The sequence below is a fragment of the Sporosarcina sp. P7 genome (assembly GCF_002743425.1).
In the GTDB taxonomy this organism is placed as follows: domain Bacteria; phylum Bacillota; class Bacilli; order Bacillales_A; family Planococcaceae; genus Sporosarcina.
Genome location: NZ_PDZF01000002.1, coordinates 149,716 through 173,064, shown reverse-complemented (window position 1 = coordinate 173,064; position 23,349 = coordinate 149,716). Strand labels below are relative to the sequence as shown.

Sequence of the window (23,349 nt, the reverse complement as noted above, 5' to 3'; positions counted from 1 at the left end):
GAATTACTAATATTATACTCCTTAATCACTTCTTACATTCCAGTAATTGTTTAATTATATTCCTTTTATTGTAATTTTATGACCAGGTAGTGTGTCAACTATTCTTTTACAATACCGATTAGACAAATTTTTGTTACTGGAATTGGAGCTGTGGAAGAATATTGTTAAAAGGAGGACTACGAATGAGAAAAACGAAGAACAGATGGCTGATCGCGTTATCTGCAGTAGGTATTCACATTTCTATCGGATCTGTTTATGCCTGGAGTAACTTCACTAATCCACTCATTGAAGAATTTGGATGGACCACAAGCCAAGTACAGCTGACGTTTAGTATAGCTATTTTATTTCTTGGTTTATCAGCTGCTTTTTTAGGCCATTTTGTAGAGAAATATGGTCCAAGAAAAGCAGGGTTACTTGCAGCTGTGTTCTTCGGAGTGGGCGTGACAGGTTCCGGACTCGCGGTAGGAATGTCTTCATTACCGTTGCTGTATATTTTTTACGGTATGCTAGGCGGAATTGGCTTAGGGGTAGGCTATATTGCACCCGTTTCTACACTCGTCAAATGGTTCCCTGATCGCAGGGGGCTCGCTACGGGACTGGCCATCATGGGATTTGGGTTTGCTGCAGCCATCAGTAGTCCGATCATGGAATACTTGATCAGCAATGTCGGATTACAGAACACTTTTTATATTCTCGGTGTATCGTACTTCTTAATTATGTTACTTTCTTCCCTGTATCTAGAAAAACCAGAAGAAGGATGGGCACCGCCTGGATTTATTGAAAAAGTTCGTTTAGGTAAAACGGAAGTTAAAGAAGATCTTTCTCAGTTAACAGCAAATCAAGCAGTTAAAACAAAACGCTTTTATTATTTATGGCTAATGTTGTTTATTAATGTGACTTGCGGTATCGCCATTCTCTCGGCTGCCAAACCAATGGCGATTGATAGTATTGGCATGACGACTATTCAGGCAGCCGCATTAGTTGGTGTGCTAGGCATCTTTAACGGGGCCGGCAGACTTGGCTGGGCTGCGATTTCGGATTATATCGGTCGTCCCAATACGTATACCACGTTCTTTGTCATTCAACTTGTCCTATTTGCCATTTTACCATTCACCACGAACGCAATTATATTCCAAGTGATTCTAGCCGTGATCTATACATGCTACGGAGGGGGGTTCGCCTCTATCCCGGCATATATTGGTGATATTTTTGGAACGAGACAACTTGGGGCCATCCACGGTTATATTTTAACTGCATGGTCTGCGGCTGGAGTGGCTGGACCGATGTTTGCTGCATGGATGAAAGATACAACAGGCAGTTACGAAAGCAGCTTATTATTTTTCGCCGGCTTGTTCGCAGTGGCTCTACTAATTTCCTTACTCATTCGAGTGGATATTAAAAGACTACGCAATGAAAGAGAAGGAATTATGCCAGTTGAACCCGCTATAGCCGCAACAAAATAAAAACTCGCGAACGTCACTTCGAAAGGAATGACGTTCGCGAGATTTATTTTTCCGTTTGATTAAAGGTGTCTCCACCCTCAATAGTGCCTAATTCAAAACCCCGTTCGAACCAGTACATTCGTTGTTTTGCTGTACCGTGTGTGAAACTCTCTGGAACAACATACCCTCTCGCGCGTTTTTGAATCGTATCGTCACCAACCGCACTCGCGGCAGTAATTGCTTCCTGTAAATCTCCTTGCTCCAAGTATCCTCGTCCTTTTGCATGATGTGCCCAGACTCCCGCAAAATAATCTGCTTGCAATTCAAATCTTACTAAATATTTATTAAATTCCTTTTCACTCATTTTTTGACGTAGCGGCATCACTTGATCTGAAATTCCAAGGAGCGTTTGCACATGGTGCCCTACTTCATGGGCTACTACATAGGCCATGGCAAAATCACCGGGTGCTTTAAATGAACTCTGTAATTCATTATAAAATGCTAAGTCAATATACAGTTTTTGATCACCCGGGCAATAAAATGGCCCTGCAGCTGCACTTCCGTAGCCACAAGCTGTATCCACTTGTCCTGAATAAAGAACTAACTTAGGGTTCTCATATTGAATTCCTTGTTGAGCGAATAACTCCGACCAAATATCTTCTGTATCTGCAAGCACAACCGAAACAAAATCCGCCAATTCTTTATCTTGTGCAGTTTCCACGTATGGTTGTTCAGGGACTGCTGAACTATTATCTAATAAGTCTGTTGGATTTCCACCCAAAATGAGAAATAATATAATACCAACAATTCCAAGACCACCCCCGCCTAATGCAATCGCACCGCCTCCGCCACTCCTTCCTCTTCGATCCTCTACATTTGAACTTTTTCTGCGTCCATCTGTTTTCATACTCTCTCCCTCGTTTCGGCTTTATGTGAGCTGAACTTTACATCACTATGTAGTAGCTACTTGACTTCAATTTACCCTATTTCTCACCGAAACAAACAAGACAACCCTCTTAATTGATTGGACGAATTGTTGCGAATTGGCAGTTAGCTATTCCCCATGTATGATTTTTCATATATACTTTACTTTAGAGTTGTAAACTAATGAAGGAGTGATTTTTTTGATTGAGCAAAAGTCCGTCTATAATTTTAACGCGGGTCCATCCGCACTTCCACGCGAAGTTCTTGAAAAAGCACAAGCTGAACTAGTGGATTTCGAAGAATCTGGAATGTCTATTATGGAAATGAGTCACCGCAGTGCTACCTATGAACAAGTACATAATCAAGCAATTGAGCGTTTACGTTCTTTATTCTCAATTCCTGAAAACTATGAAGTACTATTCTTGCAAGGCGGAGCTAGTCTACAATTTGCAATGGTGCCAATGAATTTCTTATCAGAAGGGAAAAAAGCTAGCTACATTATGTCTGGTGCATGGTCAGATAAAGCACTTAAAGAAGCAAAGACAATCGGTGAAGTATACGAAGCAGCTTCTACAAAAAATACAAATTATAATCGCGTCCCATCTTCTGATGAAATTACATTTAAAGAGACGGATGCCTACGTGCACATCACTTCAAATAACACGATATTCGGCACCCAATTCCATGAGTTCCCTTCTACTGGAAATGTTCCGTTAATAGCAGATATGTCTAGTGATATTCTGTCAAGACCACTTGACGTCAGTCAATTCGGAATGATTTATGCAGGTGCACAAAAAAACCTCGGACCTTCGGGCGTTACAGTTGCGATTATCCGCAAAGACTTGTTGGACAAAGCGAATAGTGAAATTCCAACTATATTGAAATACCAAACACATTCATCAAGTAATTCTTTATATAACACTCCCCCATCTTTCGGTATTTACATGTTGGGTGAAGTTCTTGGTTGGATGCAACAACAAGGCGGCATTGAGAAGATTGCAGAGCGCAATGAAGAAAAAGCGAATCTGATCTATGACGCGATCGATAACAGCAACGGTTTCTATACAGGACATGCTGAAAAAGGAAGTCGTTCATTAATGAACATCACGTTCCGTGTAGCGGATGAAGAGTTGGAAAAACAATTCTTAGAAGAGGCTAAAGAGGCGGGATTCGTTGGGCTGAATGGTCACCGTTCCGTAGGCGGATGTCGTGCTTCTACTTACAACGCAGTACCATTTGAAGCTTGTCTGGCTTTACAGAAATTCATGCTGGATTTTCAAGAAAAACATAAATAAAACCTAAAAAGCCAAGTCACTTTATAAGTGACTTGGCTTTTTACTGCTCCACAATTAAAAATTCTTTTTGAAATGCTAATTGTAAAGAACTAAATGTTTGGATATTTTTAAAGTCTAAACCAAGCTCTGTCGATGCTTGAGCAATTGCCGGTAAAATCCCCGTAATTGTGCATCTCGTCCCTAATAGAGATAACACTTTTGTCACTTGAAAAATCTGCTGGGCTACATGTGTATCAATAACGGTCACACCCGATAAATCAATGAATAAGTGTTCAATACCAGACTCTAAACTTTTCTCTGGAATGCTTTCCAACATACTTTGTGCACGCAGTTCATCCAACTCTCCAATTAGCGGTACCACGCCAATTTCGTCAGTAATTTTGATGACGGGAGAGCTTAATTCATTAATTAAGCTTTGTTGGATATCGAACTTGCCACTAATATATTCATTGTAGGCTTCTGCGAAACTAAAGTAGATCTGATCAAATGCATTATTAATGGTTTCACTCCAGCGCATATAATCATCAATTGTAATTTCGTCTTTATGGACCAAATAAAATTCTTTTACGAAGCGCCAATATGTTAAACGAACATTACTCAAAGCTTGAATTACATCTTCTATAGGTGTATTACTTTTCACTCTGCTACGGGCGACAACCGCTGCCCATTTTATTTTATTCTTCTCAAAGATTTCAGGATCATCAAGTAAACTGCTGATGACTGTTAAATTTGTGAGTTTATTTTGTTCCCGAAGTGTTTGTTCCATTTCTGGATGTGCAGTTATCGAATAAATAGAGTTTTTTTCCACTTTTCTCATTGCTAGCCAAGAAGTTGTAATTTCAGGTAGCTTTGCTAGTAAATACTCATAAAGCTTAACATCGAGCTGTTTCATCTTACATCCCCCTGGATACATTCCTCTATGTTATCGAATGTATATAATTAATTGATTAGATTCAAAGTCAAATATATTTAATATGACCCCGAGAACCGTTATGTATTTGTATATAGATTCATAATACGTGATTCCGTATTCTTTTTCATATTGCGCAATTGGAAACATATACTGTTCGTCAGTTGGGTTCGGCAAAAATTTCCAGGGTCTTGGAGACTCCTTGGATTTTTCCGCATACACATCTAATAATGTAGTATAAAAACTTTCTACCATTTCCTTAGGTAAATCATAAGATATAATAGAATCTACTGTTTCAACAGTTTCTAGATTTTTTTGCAACCAATAAACAATTGCATGCTCAATAGGTGCTGAATGAACACGTTTCAAAAGGCTTTCAGATATAAGTTCTTTTTGAAGATGTAGTTTCTTATGATACGTAATATACAAAAACTTCATTTCTTCATCTCCTGTGTAAAAGACCTTTTTATCAAACATTTATATGACAAGTATACCAATTCCCACACCTACTGTTCTAGTATTCTTAATACTTTGTTCCGTCATATCCGTATTCCTCCAGTAATTCTTCAAAACTTTTATTTTTTTCACGTTCTTTTCGCTCTTGAATGCGTTTTTCTTTTTCTTGTTCTAGTTTTATTTCTTCTTCCACTTTCATCTCTCGTTTCATTCCTTTTAATTTAGCTAACATATCATCACTTACTAAATCTGAAAGTGAAGTTGCAGAATCATCTATGATATGGTTGCTCCGATTATTTGATACTTTTCGTTGTTTTTTTGACATACTAATCACTACTTTCTATTTGATAAAGAGTTGCACATTATTGTTATATCAAGTTAATTGGCAAGGTTTTTACATTGCCCTTATTCACTTATTTTACGTACAATAGATTGAAGGAGGGATGTTTATGTATAGTTTACCAAAGAACGTAACGTTAATCGAGGTTGGACCACGCGATGGTTTACAAAATGAAAACACAGTATCCCAACTGATCAAAAATTAGCTTTTATACACGCTTTACAGCGGGCAGATATACATGAAATGGAAGTTACTTCTTTTGTATCGCCTAAGTGGGTTTCTCAAATGTCAGACTCCAAAGAAATTATGAATCGGGTAAGCAAACAAGGCAGGCAACTTGTTCTCACACCGAATGCACATGGTGTGGAGAATGCCCTAAAAGCTGGTGCAGATAGTATGGCGGTGTTTTTAGGCGTAAGTGACACATTCAACCAACATAATATCAATCAATCCACTACAGAAAGCACGGAGACACTACGACCAATTATCAATCGGCTCAAAAATAATCATCAGTTTGTGAGAGCCTGTCTTTCTACAGCATTTCACTGTCCGTATGAAGGTTTCATTCCACTTGAAAAAACTCTAGCTCTTTGTAAGAAGTTTGTCGATATGGGTGTAGATGAATTAAGTGTGGCAGATACTGATAGTATGGCAAATCCTTTAGCCAGTTTTACACTGTTTCATGAACTGAAAAAGCAATTTCCAGACATTTTGCTCACAGCACATTTCCATGATACCTATAAATTTGGGTTGGCTAATAATTACGCCTCTATGCAAGCAGGGATTGATATAGACAAAATACGTGCAGCAGTGGATGAAGTTGCACCTTATCTATCACGTCCTATTGAAACAACCATGTATAACTTATATAGGAGAAAATAGTAAATAGGAAGGAGGATTTTGTTGAGACGTAGAGTAATGTATATTTTCGGTATCACGTCAAGTGTTTTTACGGCGCTTCTAACATTTTTCGGGATACTTGTCACTAATCGTCTAATGTATTTAAAAACCAAAGACTCAGAAGTTATTTTGCAGCGCGAGATGATTGCTAAACGCTTTGATCGTCAGTGGTTTGAAACTATTAGAAAAGATGACATTTGGATCCCTTCACCTAACGGCTATAACTTACGCGCGATTTTCTTGCGGCCTTTGGATACAACGCGAACGGTTGTCATTTGCCATGGCGTAACAGAAAACAAAGTGAATTCCATCAAATATGCACGTCTGTTTGAACGTTTAGGATTTAATTCTGTTATTTTTGATCATCGGCGGCATGGTGACTCTGGTGGAAAAACAACAAGTTTTGGATTCTATGAAAAAATGGACCTGAAAGAAGTTGTAACAGCTGTTCGTAAACGTGTAGGTAAGCGCGCTTTAATTGGCATACACGGTGAATCCATGGGAGCCGCCACTACGCTTTTGTACGCAGGTACCTATGAAGATGAGGCAGATTTCTATATAGCCGATTGTCCATTCTCGGATTTCTCAGAGCAACTATTGCATATCATTCGTACGGAGATGCCGTTTAAGACTTCTATGAGTTTGCGAATCGCCAATTTATTTTTAAAAATTCGTGATGGCTATACTTCAGCGGCGGTTTCCCCCCGCGAAGTAATGAAGTTTATTGATAAACCCGTGTTATTCATCCACAGCATGGAAGACACGTTCATTTTGCCGCAAATGACGGAAGAGTTATACGAATTAAAAGAAGGCGATAAAATGATGAAGCTTTTTGCGAAAGGAGCACATGCCAAATCGTATAATGATAACCCCGATGAATATTTACAAACGGTTCAAAGGTTTTTGAATCGCTTCCGTTTATATTCATGACAATATAATAGAAAATAAAAAATCTCCGTGTCAGCGAACTTGCTAATCACGGAGTTTTACTTTATTTTTTTTTGGCTGGCTTGTCTTGAACCTTGTTCATTTGAGCCATCATTTGATTAATTTTCTTTTGAGAAGGTTTCTGTCCCATTTGCATCATCATCATACGTAACATTTGTTCATTAATTGGCGGATTGTCCTTCAAATAATTCATCATATATTTACGTGCTATGAAAAAGCCGAGAGCTACTCCGCCGATCAAAGCGACGACGATCAATAAAATTGCTATCCATAAAGTCATTACTGCCAAACCTCCCTCATAAAAATAGTTCGATTACATACTACCAAGAAGGATTATACAACATAGCAGCAGTGAATAGCAATGACTGTATGCAAATTGTGCGGAAGTTTTTACATCATCGAATTTTCTAGTATCATGCGTTCAGAGTGTTTAAGTGGTTTGAGCCACCCACATTCTTCCTGTTCATTCATCACGGCAAAAAAACGATCTGTTGAAGAGGATAGCGCTACAAATAGATCTAGATCCAACATCCGTGATCCTTGACAATACACTTGTATACTATGCGTACCCATTTTGATGAAGACTTCTCCTTTGATTAAGTGTGTCAAACGGTATTCATTATGATATGAATCCAGTTCATCAAAACTTTTCGCCAAGTTATTCTGAATGATATGATCAAGTTCTCTTTGATTTAATTGATCACATAAATATTCAATTTCATGATAGTTCGTAGAAGGACCTACTGTTAGTAGCTCAAATAATAAACGTTCACGCCCCATTATGAAGGATTGATACGCTGACTTAATTTTAAAAATTTCATACTTCCTCATAAAGAACACCTCCTACTATCTATCATAGAACTTGTCCTTAGTAAATCGTGTCAGTTTGCGGAAAACTTCCTCACTATTATTGTCGTAAAGCTGCGCAAAAAAACACACGGCTCTTTAATAAAAGCCGCGCGTTAGGTCAGTTTATTTATTTACTAGATTTGTCATTTCCTTCACGACATTTTCAACCGTAAAGCCATACTTTTCAATGACTAAGTCGCCTGGTGCACTTGCACCGAATGTATCAATTGCCATGACAGTTCCTTCATCGCCTGAGTATTTATGCCACCCGAGAGAAGCGCCCATCTCAATCGCCACTCTTTTCTTGATGTTCTTTGGCAGAACAGAATCTTTATATGCTTGATCCTGCTTCTCAAATAGATCCCAAGAAGGCATGGAGATAACACTAACGTCGATACCTTGCTCTTTAAGAGCTTTCTGTGCCTCAACCGCAAGACTTACTTCCGAGCCACTTGCAAGTAGTAAACCGTCTGCTTGCTCTTTAGTAGCAGATGATATGACATACGCACCTTTTGGTACATATTCCATCGCAAGTTCTTGTGATTTAGGCAATACTTCAAGGTTTTGTCTAGACAATACTAGGACAGTTGGCGTGTCTTTTGAAGTGGTAGCAATATGCCATGCCGCAGATGTTTCATTTCCATCAGCAGGGCGGATGATAGACAATCCAGGCATCGCACGTAATGAAGCCAATTGCTCCACAGGTTCATGAGTAGGTCCGTCTTCACCGACAGCCACGCTGTCATGTGTGAAGACATAAGTCACAGGTAAGCCCATCAATGCGGACAGACGAATAGCAGGACGTACATAATCACTAAACACGAAGAATGTTCCGCCAAACACTTTCACCCCGCCATGGAGAGCCATGCCGTTTAAAGCCGTCCCCATCGCGAATTCACGAACACCAAACCATATATTACGGCCCGCATAGTTGTCTACAGTAAAATCACCTGCATTCTTAATCGTCGTCTTGTTTGAACCTGCAAGGTCCGCACTACCGCCGAATAAAGCTGGAACTGCTTTCGCTAATGCATTGATTGACTCACCGGATGCTGAACGAGTCGCTACAGAAGCACCCGCTTCATAAACTGGCATTTGTTCTTTCAAATCAGTTGGCAGTTCATTTGCAATCGCTTGTTTGAACTGTGCCGCCAATTCTTTATGCTCGTTTTCGTAGCTTGCGAATAAATCATTCCATTGTTGCTCTGACTGAACACCCAGTTGATCCGTTGCTGAATTAAAACGGTCATAGACTTCTTCAGGAACGTGGAAGTCCTCTTCGAATGTCCACTTGTAATACTCTTTCGTAAGTGCCATTTCATCTTCACCTAATGGCGCACCGTGTGCATCTGCTTTACCAGATTTGTTTGGTGAACCATAGCCGATCACAGTTTTCACTTCAATGATTGTTGGCCCACCGGTATTGCCTTTTGCTTTTTCGATTGCATCAGAAACTGATTTTGTATCATTGCCGTCTTCTACTCGTGCGTAGTTCCAGCCATATGATTCAAAGCGTTTTCTAATGTTCTCAGAGAATGACATATCCAAATCGCCATCTAAAGAAATATCGTTACTGTCATAAAGTACGATTAGTTTGTTTAACTGAAGGTGACCTGCCATCGAGATTGCCTCTGCTGCTACACCTTCCATCAAATCACCATCTCCACACAGTGCATATGTGTAGTGATCTACAATATCGAAACCTGGCTTGTTATAAGTTGCTGCAAGATGTTTTTCAGCCATTGCCATACCTACAGACATACCAATTCCTTGTCCAAGTGGTCCAGTAGTTGCTTCAACTCCCACTGTATGTCCATATTCCGGATGTCCTGGTGTCTTTGAATCCCATTGTCTGAAATTTTTCAAGTCATCAATCGTCAGACCATAGCCACTTAAATGCAACAAGCTATAGAGTAACATCGAGCCGTGTCCTGCCGAAAGTACAAAGCGATCACGATTGAACCATTGTGGATTTGATGGATTGTGGTGTAAATGTTGCGTCCATAGTGTATAAGCCATTGGCGCTGCGCCCATCGGTAATCCGGGGTGACCAGAATTTGCTTTTTCAATCGCATCGATTGATAATGTTCGGATTGTCGTTATTGCCAGTTGATCGATTTTTTCGGTCATGCTGTACATCCTTTCCGTCCTGTCTCATATGAGTGTTTTATAGTAGATATTCCTTCTCTAGTGTAGTCAATTCCACGGTTAATTACAATGTTAATCCTTTACCTATCATCAATTTAGTGGTTTTTGATTCGCTCTAGCTTGTTTGACTTTTTCAGGTGTTACGTCATTTCCTTCTGGGTCCATTACTTTGACCGATTCGATAGTTTCACGCATACTGGAACGGAATGTTTCCAAGTATTCCTTTCTGAGCTGGGTCTGTTCTTTTGCTTCCTCGATCGATAATCCTGTTGTTTTCTTTTTATTTGCTAATTCATTAATACGTTTTATTTTTTTTTCTGAGAGCATCTTTAAAAACCTCCATAAGTTAGTCGTTTAATAAAATGTAAACAACCTGGAGGAAAAGTGCAACCTATTAGTGTTCTTGTGCCACAAACTCTTTATATCTTCTATGAACCGTGGCCTTGCTGACAGCATGACCTAATCCATTTAACACGTTTGCAATTTCTTCATATGTAAGACCTTTGTTACGAAGCGAGACAATTTCTTCTATCGGAAGCTCAAGTCTTTCACGCCCCACTCCTTGGTCAATATTTCGCAAATTCTTCGATGGATCATAGCCCCTGTCAACAGCACGCTTCATCCCTCTACGTATTTTTGCATTATGTAGTTTGCGTTGGTATTCTTCTACGATTGCCAGAATTTCCAACAACATCGAGTCCATTTCATTCAATTCTATCGTACCGTTTGAATGATTGGTAATCACGATCGTTTCACTTTTGGCAATTACATGCAATATCGCGACTCTTGCATTGCCCCGCCCTAATCGTGTTTCGTCTTGAATGAATACTGCATCCACTGAACCGTTTTGAATTCGATCCAACATGGACAGAAGACCTTCACGATCCATGTCATATCCACTCTGACGATCTGTATAGATTCCAACGCAATCATATGATAATTCAGCAGCTAATTTTTCTAGTTCTTCTTGCTGCCTTACAATAGATTGTTCTTGTGTTTCTTTTTCCGTACTCACTCGGCAGTATATTACACATTTCTTTTCCATCATTTAGATCCCACTCCTATTTCAGCTACTCGAATATCTGTTTGTTTATTAATTTTAACAGGCACACGCAGTAATTCACCTGAAACGATTTGATCCGTAGGTAATTCATTTAAAGAACGTACCTGTTCGATCCAGTGGGTAGTTGGTATATCTTCCGAGTAATTGGAAGCCAACTGCCACAGTGTATCTCCTTCATTAATAACGATCTCCATATAGTGATCTTCCTCAGCCATTTTATCGAATTGAACCCAAGCAAATGATACACAAATTACTAATAATACTGCAAAATAATAATTATTTTTAATAAATTCTTTAATAATCTCCATCATAACTCCTCCTCTAATTTACGCTTTTAGAATACATGTTCGGAATACCTGTTCTTAATTATAAGAGAACATATGATTCTATGTCAAGTAAAATTAGAACCTTTGTTTGATTAGTAATCGAACACATGTTATACTATATTCAAAATAGTGGTTCAGTATTCCATTGCTTGCAAACTAGTAGAAGAGGTGAATCTGTTGAAGAAAATATCAAAGAGACAAGAAGAAATACTTGCGTTTATAAAAGAAGAAGTACGTTTAAAAGGGTATCCCCCTTCCGTTCGTGAAATTGGAGAAGCTGTCGGTCTTGCATCAAGTTCAACGGTCCACGGTCATTTATCACGACTCGAAAGTAAAGGTTTCATACGGAGAGACCCTACAAAACCTCGCGCCATTGAAATATTGGATCCAGAGGGATTGGACGAGTTAAAAAGTGGTGTTATGCATGTACCGTTGATCGGTAAAGTTACAGCAGGTAATCCAATTACGACGATTGAAAATATTGAAGAGTACTTTCCTTTGCCGGATACATTCGGTTCATCTGAGGATGAAGTCTTCATGTTGGAGATTGTAGGGGATAGCATGATCGAAGCGGGCATCCTAAACGGAGACCGCGTGATTGTCAGGCAAACGCATTCCGCAAGTAATGGTGAAATTGTCGTGGCTATGACAGAAGAAGATGAGGCAACAGTCAAACGTTTCTTTAAAGAGAAAGACTATTTCCGACTCCAACCGGAAAACTCCTCTATGGAGCCAATCATTGTAGATCAAGTTTCTATACTAGGAAAAGTGATCGGTGTATTCCGTATGATTCATTAATGATCAAAAAAGTGTATCGAGAAACCTCAATAGGTTTTCGATACACTTTTTTCTTTATACCAATTTCTTTTCAAGTAATTGTTCCATAGAATCTAGTACTGCGGATTTTATATGCTCGTAAGTCAATCCTCCTTGAATATATGCCGTATATGGTGGCCTAATCGGACCGTCAGCTGTCAATTCAATACTAGAGCCTTGAATGAACGTTCCCGCGGCCATGATGACGTCATCAGCATAACCAGGCATATAGGAAGGCTCCGGTGCATATTGGGCATTGATTGGTGAATTTTGCTGAATCATTTGGCAGAATGCAATCATTTGTTTAGCGTTCTTAAAATTCACGGATTGAATTAAATCTGTTCGAAGCTCACTGTAATGCGGAGTCGTGTCCATACCAAAGCTGCCTAAAAATGCGGATGTGAATAGCGCACCTTTAACGGCCTGACTGACTACGTGTGGTGCCAAGAAGAAACCTTGATACATCTCCAGTAACGTATCGAGAGAGGCTCCTGCTTCAGCCCCTAGACCGGGAGATGTCATACGATATGCACACTTCTCAACCAAGTCTTTCTTACCGGCTATATAACCACCTGTTCTGGCAAGTCCACCACCTGGATTTTTAATGAGTGAGCCCGCCATAAGATCTGCTCCAACCTCAACAGGCTCTTTCATTTCCACGAATTCTCCATAGCAATTATCTACAAAGATTACAACGTCCTCTTTCATGTTACGGATTTCCTTAATAATCGCTTCAATTTCATGGATTCTGAATGATGGATTGCTTGAATAGCCTTTAGAACGTTGAATCGCCACGATTTTCGTCTTCGATGAAATCATTTCTTTTGCTTTTTCAAAATCAACTGAGCCATCTTCTTTCAAATCAATATGCCGATAAGAAATTTGAAAATCCTCTAGTGAACCTGTGTCTTTGCCATTTCCCGAAACGATAGACTCCAACGTATCGTATGGTTTACCTGTGATATATAGAAGTTCATCACCCGGGCGCAATATTCCAAACAAGCTAATCGTAATTGCATGTGTACCGGAAATGATTTGATTTCTTACGAGACAGTCTTCCGCACCGAATACATCTGAGTATACTTTTTCCAATACATCACGACCGCTGTCATCATAGCCATACCCAGTTGAGCCCGATAAATGAAAGTCGCTTACATGATTTTGTTTGAATGCTTGTAAGACTTTTCTTTGGTTAAAAAACGCAATTTCTTCTACCGTCTTCACATACGGAGCGATTAGTTCTTCCGCTTCTTGTGATCTAGTTAGTAATTCTTCATTAATGGGGGTAATTTGCATGTGTAGTACCTCATTTCATTTTGTCATATCCTATTTTAGCAGATGGAGTCTATATACCAAACGAAAGACAACAAAAAAACAGGCAAGCGCCTGTTTATAGTTCATCTTTTAAAATTACTGGTTTTGCAGGAGAATATGTGGAAATTGCATGCTTATAAATAAGTTGTTGCTTACCTTCCGTTTCCAGTAAAACCGTATAATTATCATACGACTTAATTAGACCTTTTAACTGAAAACCATTCAATAAAAAAATCGTAACAAATGTGTTATTCTTCCGTAAAGTATTTAAAAACGTATCTTGCATATTTCCTTGTGCCATTCAATTGCCTCCTTGTCACTGTTATGTAGTTATTCCATACTCACTTCTCAAAATCCTTTATTATCTTACAGGTTGTTTGAAAAATTTCTTCCTCTGACTGATTAGCATCTACCCACTGAACAGGCAACTTATTCCGAAAGTATGTCAGCTGCCTCTTTGCGTAATTACGTGTGTTTTTCATTACCGCCTCTATTGCCTGCTCTTTTGTCAATTGGCCGTTAAAGTAGGAAATGAGTTCTTTATAACCTATCGCTTGTACTGATTGGGTTTGACGAATACCTTTATTCCAGAGTTGCTTTACTTCATTGAACAATCCCACCTGAATCATTTGTTCCACACGCAGATCGATTCGTTTATACAGTAATTCTCGCGGAAGATCTAATCCAATAATTAAGGAATGATACATGGGTTGATTTCCTTGCTGCTGTTCATGATCTTGTTTTGTTTGACCCGTCACTTCAAGGATTTCTAGCGCACGTACTAGACGTCTATGATTATTTGGGTGTATTTTTTCCGAACTTTTCGGATCCAATTCTGCAAGTCGTGCATGTAATACATCCGCGCCTTCTGATTCAAGTTCCTGTTCTAAGCGCGCTCGCACTGCAGGATCAGCCGCTTGTTCTGTAAATCGATAATCAAACAAAACGGACTGAACATACATTCCACTACCTCCGACAATAATAGGTAGTTTTCCGCGAGATTGAATATCCGCTATCCATTGTCTGACTGCTTGTTGATATTCCGCTACAGAAAACGATTCAGTTGGTTCTTTTACATCAAAGAAATGGTGCGGGATTCCTTGCATTTCAGAACGATGTATTTTTGCTGTACCGATATTTAATTCTTTGTATACTTGCATGGCATCTCCATTAATGATTTCCCCATTAAATGAATTTGCAAGTGCTATGCTAAGTGCTGTCTTCCCTGAAGCAGTCGGTCCTACGACTGCTAGTACATCAACGGGTAGGTTCATGTCGTTTCATCCATTCTACGATAGTCGTATACACATGTTTATAGTTGGTTTCCTGAAGCATTTCATGTCTTCCGCCTTCATAGAGCACGACAGTGACTTGCTGTTGATTCGCTTTATCAAATTGTTTGGCTACTTTCCAAACACCTTTCGCACGGTCTCCTACTAAATCATCTGTACCTGAGAGTAATAATATCGGCAGTTCATCTGGAATGTTCAATAAGAATTCGGGCGCTTCCAAAGAATTTAATCCTTCTAGCAATACACGAAACATTTGTGCTGTAGGCACGAATCCACATGCTTCGTCTGCTTGATATTCCGTTACACTTTCTACATTGCGTGATAACCATGCAAATTCCCCTTCATCAGGAAATTGTTTGGAGTAATTGCCAAAGACCAAACCATTTAAAAACTCATCCGGTTGCTCTTTAGGTAATGTATTTTCTCTGTACGTAGCTAGTGCAATCGCAGCATGTGCCATGAGTTCGGAATTGGTCCCAGTACCCAATAAGACCACTTTACTAACCGTTGAACCGTATAGCTGTATATAACGTCTTGCAACGAACGAACCCATACTATGTCCGATTAGTACTACAGGAAGCTCGGGGTATTGCTGTTTATAGGATTGATTCACTTCAAACGCATCGTCTACCAATTGGTCGAATGAAGTAGAGTCACCGAGATAGCCGTATACATAGCCATTTTCTACAGCTGTCTTCCCGTGACCCCTCTGGTCATGTAACGTCACGACATACCCTTGTGATCGCAAGTACTGTGCGAATCTTTCATAGCGACGGCTATGTTCAGCCAGTCCGTGAATGATATGCACACGGCCAATCGGATTTGTTTTAGGTATATAACTTATACTATACACTTTAATGCCGTCACGCATTTCTATCCATTGATCTGTCATGAACTTGCACTTCCTTTCGCTTCCGCAACCGCATTTTTTAAATCATTTTCATAGATGGTTTTCTCGCTTTCCGTATAGTGCAGTAACTTTGCCATGTAGTTTGTTACTTGTGTCGCCAATGATTCCACCACATCAATTTGGAAATATAAATCCCCTTTTCTACGGATAAAGAAATCACTTGGCGATGTGACCATTTCGCAATGAATACTATATAAAATCTCTGCACGTAAACTTATTGGCAAATTATTCTTTTCCGCTGAAATCGCATGAGCGAATTGGAACACTTGGTCACTATTTCTTCCATAAAATGAAGCAAGACGCGCTCCTTGCTGTGAAGTTAAGCCGAACAATGGTGCTCTTTTAGCTTGCAGATCAATAAATTGCTTTAAAGCTTCATCGTCTATGAAATCGCTTCCTGAAACGGTGATATTCTTTGTTTCACATCGCTTAATAGATGGTTTTTCTAGCTGTTCATCAATTCGATCCACTACGACTTCCGCCATCTGTCGGTAGCCTGTTAACTTTCCTCCTGCAATCGTCAGCATTCCAGGAACTGTTTCCCACAATTCATCTCTTCGTGATATTTCAGATGCATTCTTGCCTTCTTGTGCAATCAATGGGCGGATTCCAGCCCATGTAGATTCCACATGTTGACGTTGCAGATGAATACTTGGAAAGGTTTCGCGAACCGCATCGATGATGTAGCGTATATCATCTTCTGTCGCTATCGGATGCTGTTTATCATCCGTATAAAATGTATCCGTCGTACCAATATACGTTTTATTATCGCGTGGAATGGCGAATAACATCCGGCCATCTGAGTTATCAAAATATACTGCTTGCTGTAACGGGAAAATAGATTGATCTACTACGATATGGACGCCTTTTGTGCTATGCAATTGTTTCGTTTGCTTGCTGTTGATTTTCTTCTGCAACTCGTCAACCCATGGACCTGCTGCGTTGATCACCATAGAAGCCGCTACGGAGAATCGTTCACCGGTTAGTTGATCACTTAAGACCGCTCCCACGACACGATCCTTCTCAAAGTTGAATTGTTCGCACTTCATATAATTCAGGCATAGCGCACCTTTTTCTGCCGCTTTCTTTAGTACCTCAATCGTCAAACGCGCATCATCAGTCTGATACTCCACATAATGCCCGCCACCTTTTAACTGTTCCTTTTTCAGTAATGGTTCAAGTTCGGCCGTTTCTTCTTTCGTTAGCATTTCACGTCGTTCAGTGGGCTTAACACCTGCTAGTAAATCATAAACGAGAAGTCCAGCAGAAGTAGAGTACTTGCCATACGTTCCTTTTTGATAGATCGGCAATAGCATCGGTCTGGCCTTCGTGATATTACGAGAATTACGGAAGACGATTTCCCGTTCCCTTCCCGTTTCTGCTACTATTTTCACTTCTAGTTGTTTTAAATAACGCAAACCACCATGTATCAGCTTTGTTGAACGGCTAGATGTACCCGCCGCAAAATCTTGCATATCAATTAGGGCAACCGAAAATCCTCTAGCAGCCGCATCCAATGCGATACCCGCACCTGTAATTCCTCCACCGATAACTAATACATCGAATGAAAAGGTTCTCAAGTCCTGAATTCTGCTTGATCTTTCTAATGTAGAAAACATACAATCGCTCCTCTCTGATACGCACTGTTACATCACTCTTTTAAACATTTTCTCTAGTTCATACGTTGTAAAATGAATCAATACCGGACGACCATGTGGACATGTATAGGGATTATGACAAGCCCCTAGATCAGTGAGCAGTCGTTCCATGTCTTCTTGTCTTAAGTAATAATTTGCTTTGATAGATTTTTTACAACTCATCATAATTGCACTTTCTTCACGCAATTTCTCGACATCTACTTTGCGTTTCTCGAGTACTTGCTCAATCATTTCTTCTATAATCGAAGTAGCTTGTCCTTCAGGGAACCATGAGGGATACTCTTTCACTGTATATGTCGCTGGACCGAACGCTTCCAAAAACACCCCGACTTCTTCTAGTGCACTCTTACACTCTTCGATCTTCACTTGCTCATCAGCCGAGTAGTGAAAAACAAGTGGCAAAAGTAATTGCTGACGTTCACCCGCATCCACCTGACCAAGCTTCACTTTAAAATATTCATATTTGATTCGCTCTTGCGCTGCATGCTGATCAATCAAATAAAATCCATCTTCATTTTGTGCCACTATATATGTCCCATGAACTTGTCCTACAGGTACAATGAAAGGAAAATGATTCATGTCCTGCTGTTTCTGCTCAACGACAGGCTCTTCGGGCACCGATTCTTCCTGCGACTCAAAAACGGCTTCAGGGAAGACAGGTGAAGGTTGTTCTATAGTAGGTTCTTCCACAGGCGTAATGGTTGGCTGAGTTTCATGTTCATGTAACGGAATCGTTACTTCCGGCCGGCGATAAGGTGGCGTCCAAATTGTCTGCTGCTCTGAGTCTCTTTTTATAGGCTTTTCTTTTTTTACTGCGTCGGGAATAATAGTGACTCCTTGAATAGCCTCTTTGATGGCTTCCTTTATCAAAGAAAATAATTCGCCTTCTTTACTGATACGGATATGGCGCTTCGCAGGATGAACGTTGACATCTGTTAAAATGGGATCTGCTGTAATATCAATGACTGCAATCGGAAACCTTCCAATCGGCAAGTACGTATGCATTGCATCAATAGCTGCCTGAGTCCCTGCATAGCTTTTAACCCAACGGCCATTCATTAGAAGTGAAATATAATTTTTTGATGCGCGTGTCATCTCAGGAAGTGTAATAAAACCCTTCACTTTGAAATCAGCATCTTCTTTTTGAAACGGTATCATTTTACGTGCAACCGCGACACCATATATATCTGATAATACCCGTAATAAGTCTCCTGAACCTGATGTTCTAAGAATTTCATGATGATCGTGAGTTAACGTAAAAGATATAGTAGGATGACTTAGTGCTAATCGATTTAATAAATCTATCGTATGTCCAAGTTCCGTCTGAATTGTTTTCATATATTTCAAACGTGCCGGTGTATTAAAGAATACATGTTGTATGTGAAAGTCTGTACCTTTTCGTAATGCTCCTGGTTCGTATTTCAGAACTTTACCGCCTTCAATTTCCACTACAGCCCCTTCAACACCATCCGAGGTCCATAACGATACTTTTGATACTGCAGCGATACTTGCTAATGCTTCTCCACGGAAGCCTAGTGTACGGATTCGAAATAGATCATGCTCATTAGATATTTTACTGGTAGCATGCCTTTCAAAACAGCGGATCGCGTCTTCTTCAGACATCCCTTTGCCGTTATCGGTCACACGAATCGAAGTTAAACCTGCCTCAATAAGAGATACTTCTATCTTGGTACTTTGCGCATCAATCGCATTCTCCACTAACTCCTTGACGATAGAAGCAGGACGTTCCACCACTTCCCCCGCCGCAATTTTATTGGCCAGTGTGTCTTCCATGATGTGAATTTGATTCATCCGCTTCACCCCTTCTTCTCTGTTGTCAAGCGTTCTTTCCACTCCATTATTTTTTGCATAGTTTGCATAGGTGTCATATTCATCAAATCGACTGCTTCAATTTCATTAAGTAATTTTTGAGTTTCCACTGAAAATGTCGGTTCACTATCAGTCTCAAACAAAGCCAACTGCTCCGAAACCGAAGACACACCTTTTGTTGAGCTGTCTTCCTCAAATCGTTGTAATAAGGTTTTTGCACGTCCAACCACGTCTGCAGGGAGACCCGCAAGTTCGGCTACATGAATCCCGTAGCTTCGATCAGCAGCACCTGGTAGTACTTTGTGCAAAAACACGACTTTACCATTTTGCTCTTTCGCCGCGACATGGACATTCAACAACCGATCCAAAACGTTTTCTAGTTGTGTCAGTTCATGATAATGCGTGGAAAACAATGTGTTAGCACCGATTTCTTCGTGAATATACTCCATCATCGCTTGTGCGAGAGCCATCCCGTCATACGTGGACGTTCCGCGCCCAATCTCGTCAAACAACAAAAGGCTGTGGGACGACGCATGGGCCAATGCATATTGAGACTCCATCATTTCCATCATGAATGTACTCTGTCCAGACGCTACATCATCTGCGGCCCCAATTCGTGTAAAGATTTGATCTGTAATAGGCAGTATAGCCTTTTCACAAGGGACGAAACAACCGATTTGAGCCATCACTACAGTCAAAGCGACTTGGCGCATATACGTACTTTTACCGGACATATTCGGACCTGTAATCAGTAACATATTTTCATCTTCAGCTAGCGTACAAGAATTCGGTGTATATAATGAATGGCTCATCATTTTCTCAACAACAGGATGTCGACCATTTTGAATGTCAACAGCCTTTCCTGTATGAAATTCTGGTCGGACATATTGATTCTTTTCGGATACTTTAGCAAATGACAGCAAAACATCTAGTTCACTAATAACAGAGGCTAGTTGTTGAATTCTTTGCACATCGCCCTTCACTTGGTCACGAATCGACTGAAATAAGTCAAGTTCCAATGTCTGGCTATCTGCTTCCGCATTTAGAATCAGTTCTTCTTTTTCTTTTAGCTCCGTTGTTATATATCGCTCCGCATTTGCGAGTGTCTGCTTACGTTCATAGCGTGATAAGTCAGCTAAATGAATATTGGACTTGGTAATTTCAATATAATATCCAAAAATCCGATTATAACCGATCTTCAACGTTTTAATTCCTGTTAGCTGCCGCTCTTTTTGCTCCAGCTGCGCTAGCCATGTCTTTCCGTTACGAGATGCATTACGAAGTTCGTCCAGCTTTTCATGATAGCCGTCTAGAATGAGTCCACCTTCTTTACTGGATATCGGTGGGTTTACTGCAATAGCATCCGTCAACAATTGGAATGTTTCCCCGCAAGGATCCATTCGATCAGCAAATCGCTGTAACATCGGTCGCTTTGATTCTTCAAGCAATTGTTTTAGTTTAGGTATATGTGACAATGAGTTTCGTAACTGTGCAAGATCACGTGCACTTGCACTGCCCATGGAAATTCTTCCCGCAAGACGTTCTACATCATATACATCCTGCAATTCTTCCAGTAATTCTTCACGCAAGAAATACTCATCCAGTAAGTTGTTTACCGTTTCTAGACGTTCTTCAATCGCTTGGCGCTGCGCCAAAGGCTGGTGAATCCACATCCGTAATTTCCTCGCACCCATCGCAGTAACGGTTTCATCAAGCACCCAGAACAACGTGCCTTCTTTTTTACCCGAACGAATAGTTTGCACGAGTTCCAAATTCCGCATGGAGTTCGCATCAATCGATAACTTTGCATCTTTCTCTATATAGATGAAAGGTCGAATATGACCAAAAACCATCTTTTGCATACGGAGTAGATATGATTGCAACTTACGGCAGACTTCCTGCAACTCTTCTGGCAGATGCTCATATGTATCGTGAGCAATGGATCCTGAATGCTCCGTATCTTCTATTGAAAGCATGATTTCGCGACTTTCAAACAGTTCCGCCAGCATCACATGAAGTTGTTGATCCACAACAATTTCCTTCATGCTAAGGGCTTCTATTTCTGCTAGTAACGTGCGCTCGCTTCCTTCAATCAACTCTACTTTTCCTTCTCCAGTGCCAACATCAAGGTAAGCTAATGCATAACATTGATTTCCCAAGCTATCGATGGCACCGATAAAATGATTGGCTTCGACATCAATTGTTTTACCTTCTGTTAATGTCCCAGGTGTAATCACTTTCACGACTTCACGTTTCACAATTCCCTTTACGTTGCGCGGATCTTCCATTTGTTCACATATCGCTACTTTATGACCCTTGTGGATTAATGTTTCAATATATCCTGTTGCGGAGTGATAAGGTATGCCGCACATTGGTATACGTTCCTTTGCGCCAGAGTCCCTACTCGTTAATGTGATTTCTAATAATGCAGATGCGTTGACGGCATCCTCAAAAAACATTTCATAGAAGTCCCCTAAACGGAAGAATAAAAATGCGTCTGTATGTTGTTCTTTAATTTTCAAATATTGTTTCATCATTGGTGTATGTTCAGACATGGTAAACCCTCTTTTTCTCGCTCATTTTCTATACATTATACCAAACACCCTAGGAGTTAACGAATCAAAAGGGGTTGAAGTAATTTTAAAAGGAGAATAGACATAGGTCATCAACTAAATATATCTTTTAATGAAAACTATCTTAGCTTTTGATTAGCTGAGATAGTTCATGATTATCTATATTCCACAATCATTCTGTTTCGTGTTTAGAAGTCACTATAAATGGTACAGCAAGTGTGACTGTAAAATAGGGAGCGACAGGTTTCAAAAAGATTTTCACTAAGCGATACTGACCAGGTACGAGTGTCACTCCAATAGTTTCTACAGAAAAAGAATGTTGAGTTCCTTCTCCTGGCGCAAGCAATTTACCCAAATTAGTAAATTTAGAATCTTCATAGAATACGGAATCAGAATGTGTCAGAGTGTACCATTTGTCATTTTTCCGTACTTCTATTTGATAGTATTCACCATACTCATAAATGGTTTGACTGTCATTCTTTAATATCGTGCGGAACAACGGCGTTCCTTCCTCGTATTGATGTTCTACCATTAGGAATGTCAGACCTTGCTCATTCGCCATTAATGTCTGTTCGGGTGAAGGAGCAGTAAGAGTTTGAATTTCATTTCCTTTCGCGCATCCTGTCAGCAGTATCAAGACAGATAGAAGTGTAAGCCATTTTATCTTTACCATAGGATCTCCTCCTATCTATAGACTACATTTATTGTTACAAAACTCACTTGACCTGCATCATATTCTTCTACTCAACGTAAAAAAACAAATAAAAAAAGCCGGTGAATACCCGGCTTTTAGAATGGTGAATCTTTACGTTGTGGCGGTTGGTGTGGTCTCTCTTTATTCGGCACTTCATTATTCTTTTTTTCCTCCATCACAATAGACGAAGATTCTGATTCTAGTATCGGCCAATCCTCATCATATGGATGAGGATGGATGGTTACAGAGACTTTTGTTTCACCAATCATCTCAACCAATAATTCTCTTTCAATGGAAATTGAGAAGTTTTGACCACATTCAGAAATACTTGCCTCTGTACAATTCGGATGCTGTAATACCGTGACAATCGTTTCTTCTTTAGCAGATGTCGGCTCATCGCGGTAATGCAATGCGATTTTATCCTTATAAGGAATCGATTCAGTAAAGACGGACGTTTTGGAATGATCATGATGTGAGTACCAAACATTGACATCAAAACTACCTGTTACTTCCACATGCGAGCCGACTTTCTTTGCTTGTTGCGTGTGATTGATCACCCAGCAACCCAATATGCTGGAAGGACGATTAGGTGGCTTCAGCAGCTCAGTTGTTTCCGATCGATGCTTCCCTTTGGCAATAACAGCTTTCGTTACAATTTGTC

Annotated in this window: 24 protein-coding genes; 5 read left to right on the top strand and 19 right to left on the bottom strand. The window is 40.0% G+C overall.

The annotated features are described in order from the left end of the window. Positions 1-182 precede the first annotated feature (182 nt). The gene (locus CSV60_RS03460; protein WP_099631002.1) at positions 183-1,463 is read left to right on the top strand and encodes an L-lactate MFS transporter; all 1,281 of its coding nucleotides are present in this window, start codon (positions 183-185) and stop codon (positions 1,461-1,463) included. A gap of 43 nt (positions 1,464-1,506) precedes the next feature. Here CSV60_RS03460 and ypfJ read toward each other — a convergent pair whose 3' ends face one another. Beyond that, the gene (gene ypfJ, locus CSV60_RS03455) at positions 1,507-2,349 is read right to left on the bottom strand and encodes a KPN_02809 family neutral zinc metallopeptidase (protein ID WP_099635984.1); all 843 of its coding nucleotides are present in this window, start codon (positions 2,347-2,349) and stop codon (positions 1,507-1,509) included. Between the two features lie 217 nt (positions 2,350-2,566). Here ypfJ and serC point away from each other — a divergent pair, with 217 nt between their 5' ends. Then, the gene (gene serC / locus CSV60_RS03450) at positions 2,567-3,661 is read left to right on the top strand and encodes a 3-phosphoserine/phosphohydroxythreonine transaminase (RefSeq protein ID WP_099631000.1); all 1,095 of its coding nucleotides are present in this window, start codon (positions 2,567-2,569) and stop codon (positions 3,659-3,661) included. A gap of 40 nt (positions 3,662-3,701) precedes the next feature. Here serC and CSV60_RS03445 read toward each other — a convergent pair whose 3' ends face one another. The 3 genes from CSV60_RS03445 to CSV60_RS03435 form a co-directional block, all read right to left on the bottom strand. Next, the gene (locus CSV60_RS03445; protein WP_099635983.1) at positions 3,702-4,553 is read right to left on the bottom strand and encodes an STAS domain-containing protein; all 852 of its coding nucleotides are present in this window, start codon (positions 4,551-4,553) and stop codon (positions 3,702-3,704) included. 30 nt (positions 4,554-4,583) lie between these two features. Continuing rightward, positions 4,584-5,009: a hypothetical protein gene (locus CSV60_RS03440; RefSeq protein ID WP_099635982.1), complete on the bottom strand. Its 426-nt coding sequence runs from the start codon at positions 5,007-5,009 to the stop codon at positions 4,584-4,586. 85 nt (positions 5,010-5,094) lie between these two features. Beyond that, on the bottom strand, positions 5,095-5,352 hold the full coding sequence (locus CSV60_RS03435; protein ID WP_099630997.1) for a YqkE family protein: 258 nt from the start codon (positions 5,350-5,352) through the stop codon (positions 5,095-5,097). A 198-nt stretch (positions 5,353-5,550) separates the two neighbouring features. Between CSV60_RS03435 and CSV60_RS03430 the strand changes: the two genes are divergently transcribed. After that, a complete protein-coding gene (locus CSV60_RS03430; protein ID WP_369823576.1) occupies positions 5,551-6,249 on the top strand; it encodes a beta/alpha barrel domain-containing protein in 699 nt (232 codons plus the stop codon). 21 nt (positions 6,250-6,270) lie between these two features. After that, complete coding sequence (locus CSV60_RS03425) at positions 6,271-7,197, top strand: alpha/beta hydrolase (protein ID WP_099630996.1); 927 nt, start codon at positions 6,271-6,273, stop codon at positions 7,195-7,197. Positions 7,198-7,258: 61 nt separating this feature from the next. On the opposite strand, the gene CSV60_RS03420 is transcribed toward CSV60_RS03425, so the two are convergent. From CSV60_RS03420 to yneA, 6 genes are all read right to left on the bottom strand, one after another. After that, entirely contained in the window at positions 7,259-7,495 is a 237-nt protein-coding gene (locus tag CSV60_RS03420; RefSeq protein WP_029053123.1) for a YneF family protein, read from the bottom strand. A gap of 110 nt (positions 7,496-7,605) precedes the next feature. After that, the gene (sirA, locus tag CSV60_RS03415; protein ID WP_099630995.1) at positions 7,606-8,046 is read right to left on the bottom strand and encodes a sporulation inhibitor of replication protein SirA; all 441 of its coding nucleotides are present in this window, start codon (positions 8,044-8,046) and stop codon (positions 7,606-7,608) included. A 141-nt stretch (positions 8,047-8,187) separates the two neighbouring features. Next, positions 8,188-10,194 carry a transketolase gene (gene tkt, locus CSV60_RS03410; RefSeq protein ID WP_099635981.1) on the bottom strand — a complete coding sequence of 669 codons (2,007 nt, stop codon included), beginning with the start codon at positions 10,192-10,194 and terminating at the stop codon, positions 8,188-8,190. A 108-nt stretch (positions 10,195-10,302) separates the two neighbouring features. After that, on the bottom strand, positions 10,303-10,539 hold the full coding sequence (locus CSV60_RS03405) for a DUF896 domain-containing protein (protein WP_099630993.1): 237 nt from the start codon (positions 10,537-10,539) through the stop codon (positions 10,303-10,305). A 67-nt stretch (positions 10,540-10,606) separates the two neighbouring features. Further along, entirely contained in the window at positions 10,607-11,260 is a 654-nt protein-coding gene (locus tag CSV60_RS03400; RefSeq protein ID WP_199175229.1) for a YneB family resolvase-like protein, read from the bottom strand. Continuing rightward, positions 11,257-11,586 (bottom strand): cell division suppressor protein YneA, encoded by a 330-nt coding sequence (gene yneA / locus CSV60_RS03395; RefSeq protein WP_143565314.1) that lies wholly within the window; start codon positions 11,584-11,586, stop codon positions 11,257-11,259. Before yneA ends, CSV60_RS03400 begins: the two co-directional genes overlap by 4 nt. A gap of 192 nt (positions 11,587-11,778) precedes the next feature. Between yneA and lexA the strand changes: the two genes are divergently transcribed. Continuing rightward, on the top strand, positions 11,779-12,399 hold the full coding sequence (lexA, locus tag CSV60_RS03390) for a transcriptional repressor LexA (RefSeq protein ID WP_099630991.1): 621 nt from the start codon (positions 11,779-11,781) through the stop codon (positions 12,397-12,399). Positions 12,400-12,453: 54 nt separating this feature from the next. Here lexA and CSV60_RS03385 read toward each other — a convergent pair whose 3' ends face one another. The 9 genes from CSV60_RS03385 to cotE form a co-directional block, all read right to left on the bottom strand. After that, positions 12,454-13,713 (bottom strand): methionine gamma-lyase family protein, encoded by a 1,260-nt coding sequence (locus tag CSV60_RS03385; RefSeq protein ID WP_099630990.1) that lies wholly within the window; start codon positions 13,711-13,713, stop codon positions 12,454-12,456. 94 nt (positions 13,714-13,807) lie between these two features. Next, positions 13,808-14,032 (bottom strand): RNA chaperone Hfq, encoded by a 225-nt coding sequence (gene hfq, locus CSV60_RS03380; RefSeq protein WP_099630989.1) that lies wholly within the window; start codon positions 14,030-14,032, stop codon positions 13,808-13,810. A gap of 40 nt (positions 14,033-14,072) precedes the next feature. Beyond that, the gene (gene miaA, locus CSV60_RS03375; protein ID WP_099635979.1) at positions 14,073-15,005 is read right to left on the bottom strand and encodes a tRNA (adenosine(37)-N6)-dimethylallyltransferase MiaA; all 933 of its coding nucleotides are present in this window, start codon (positions 15,003-15,005) and stop codon (positions 14,073-14,075) included. Continuing rightward, positions 14,989-15,915 carry an alpha/beta hydrolase gene (locus tag CSV60_RS03370; protein WP_099635978.1) on the bottom strand — a complete coding sequence of 309 codons (927 nt, stop codon included), beginning with the start codon at positions 15,913-15,915 and terminating at the stop codon, positions 14,989-14,991. The genes miaA and CSV60_RS03370 overlap by 17 nt, the downstream gene beginning before the upstream one ends. Further along, positions 15,912-17,552, bottom strand: coding sequence for a glycerol-3-phosphate dehydrogenase/oxidase (locus CSV60_RS03365; RefSeq protein ID WP_099630986.1), 1,641 nt, complete (start codon positions 17,550-17,552; stop codon positions 15,912-15,914). The genes CSV60_RS03370 and CSV60_RS03365 overlap by 4 nt, the downstream gene beginning before the upstream one ends. A 27-nt stretch (positions 17,553-17,579) precedes the next feature. Beyond that, positions 17,580-19,403 carry a DNA mismatch repair endonuclease MutL gene (mutL, locus tag CSV60_RS03360; RefSeq protein WP_099635977.1) on the bottom strand — a complete coding sequence of 608 codons (1,824 nt, stop codon included), beginning with the start codon at positions 19,401-19,403 and terminating at the stop codon, positions 17,580-17,582. Between the two features lie 5 nt (positions 19,404-19,408). Further along, a complete protein-coding gene (gene mutS, locus CSV60_RS03355; protein WP_099635976.1) occupies positions 19,409-21,976 on the bottom strand; it encodes a DNA mismatch repair protein MutS in 2,568 nt (855 codons plus the stop codon). 190 nt (positions 21,977-22,166) lie between these two features. After that, positions 22,167-22,667 carry an immunoglobulin-like domain-containing protein gene (locus CSV60_RS03350; RefSeq protein ID WP_099635975.1) on the bottom strand — a complete coding sequence of 167 codons (501 nt, stop codon included), beginning with the start codon at positions 22,665-22,667 and terminating at the stop codon, positions 22,167-22,169. Between the two features lie 116 nt (positions 22,668-22,783). Then, complete coding sequence (gene cotE / locus CSV60_RS03345) at positions 22,784-23,344, bottom strand: outer spore coat protein CotE (RefSeq protein WP_255397300.1); 561 nt, start codon at positions 23,342-23,344, stop codon at positions 22,784-22,786. Positions 23,345-23,349: the final 5 nt, after the last annotated feature.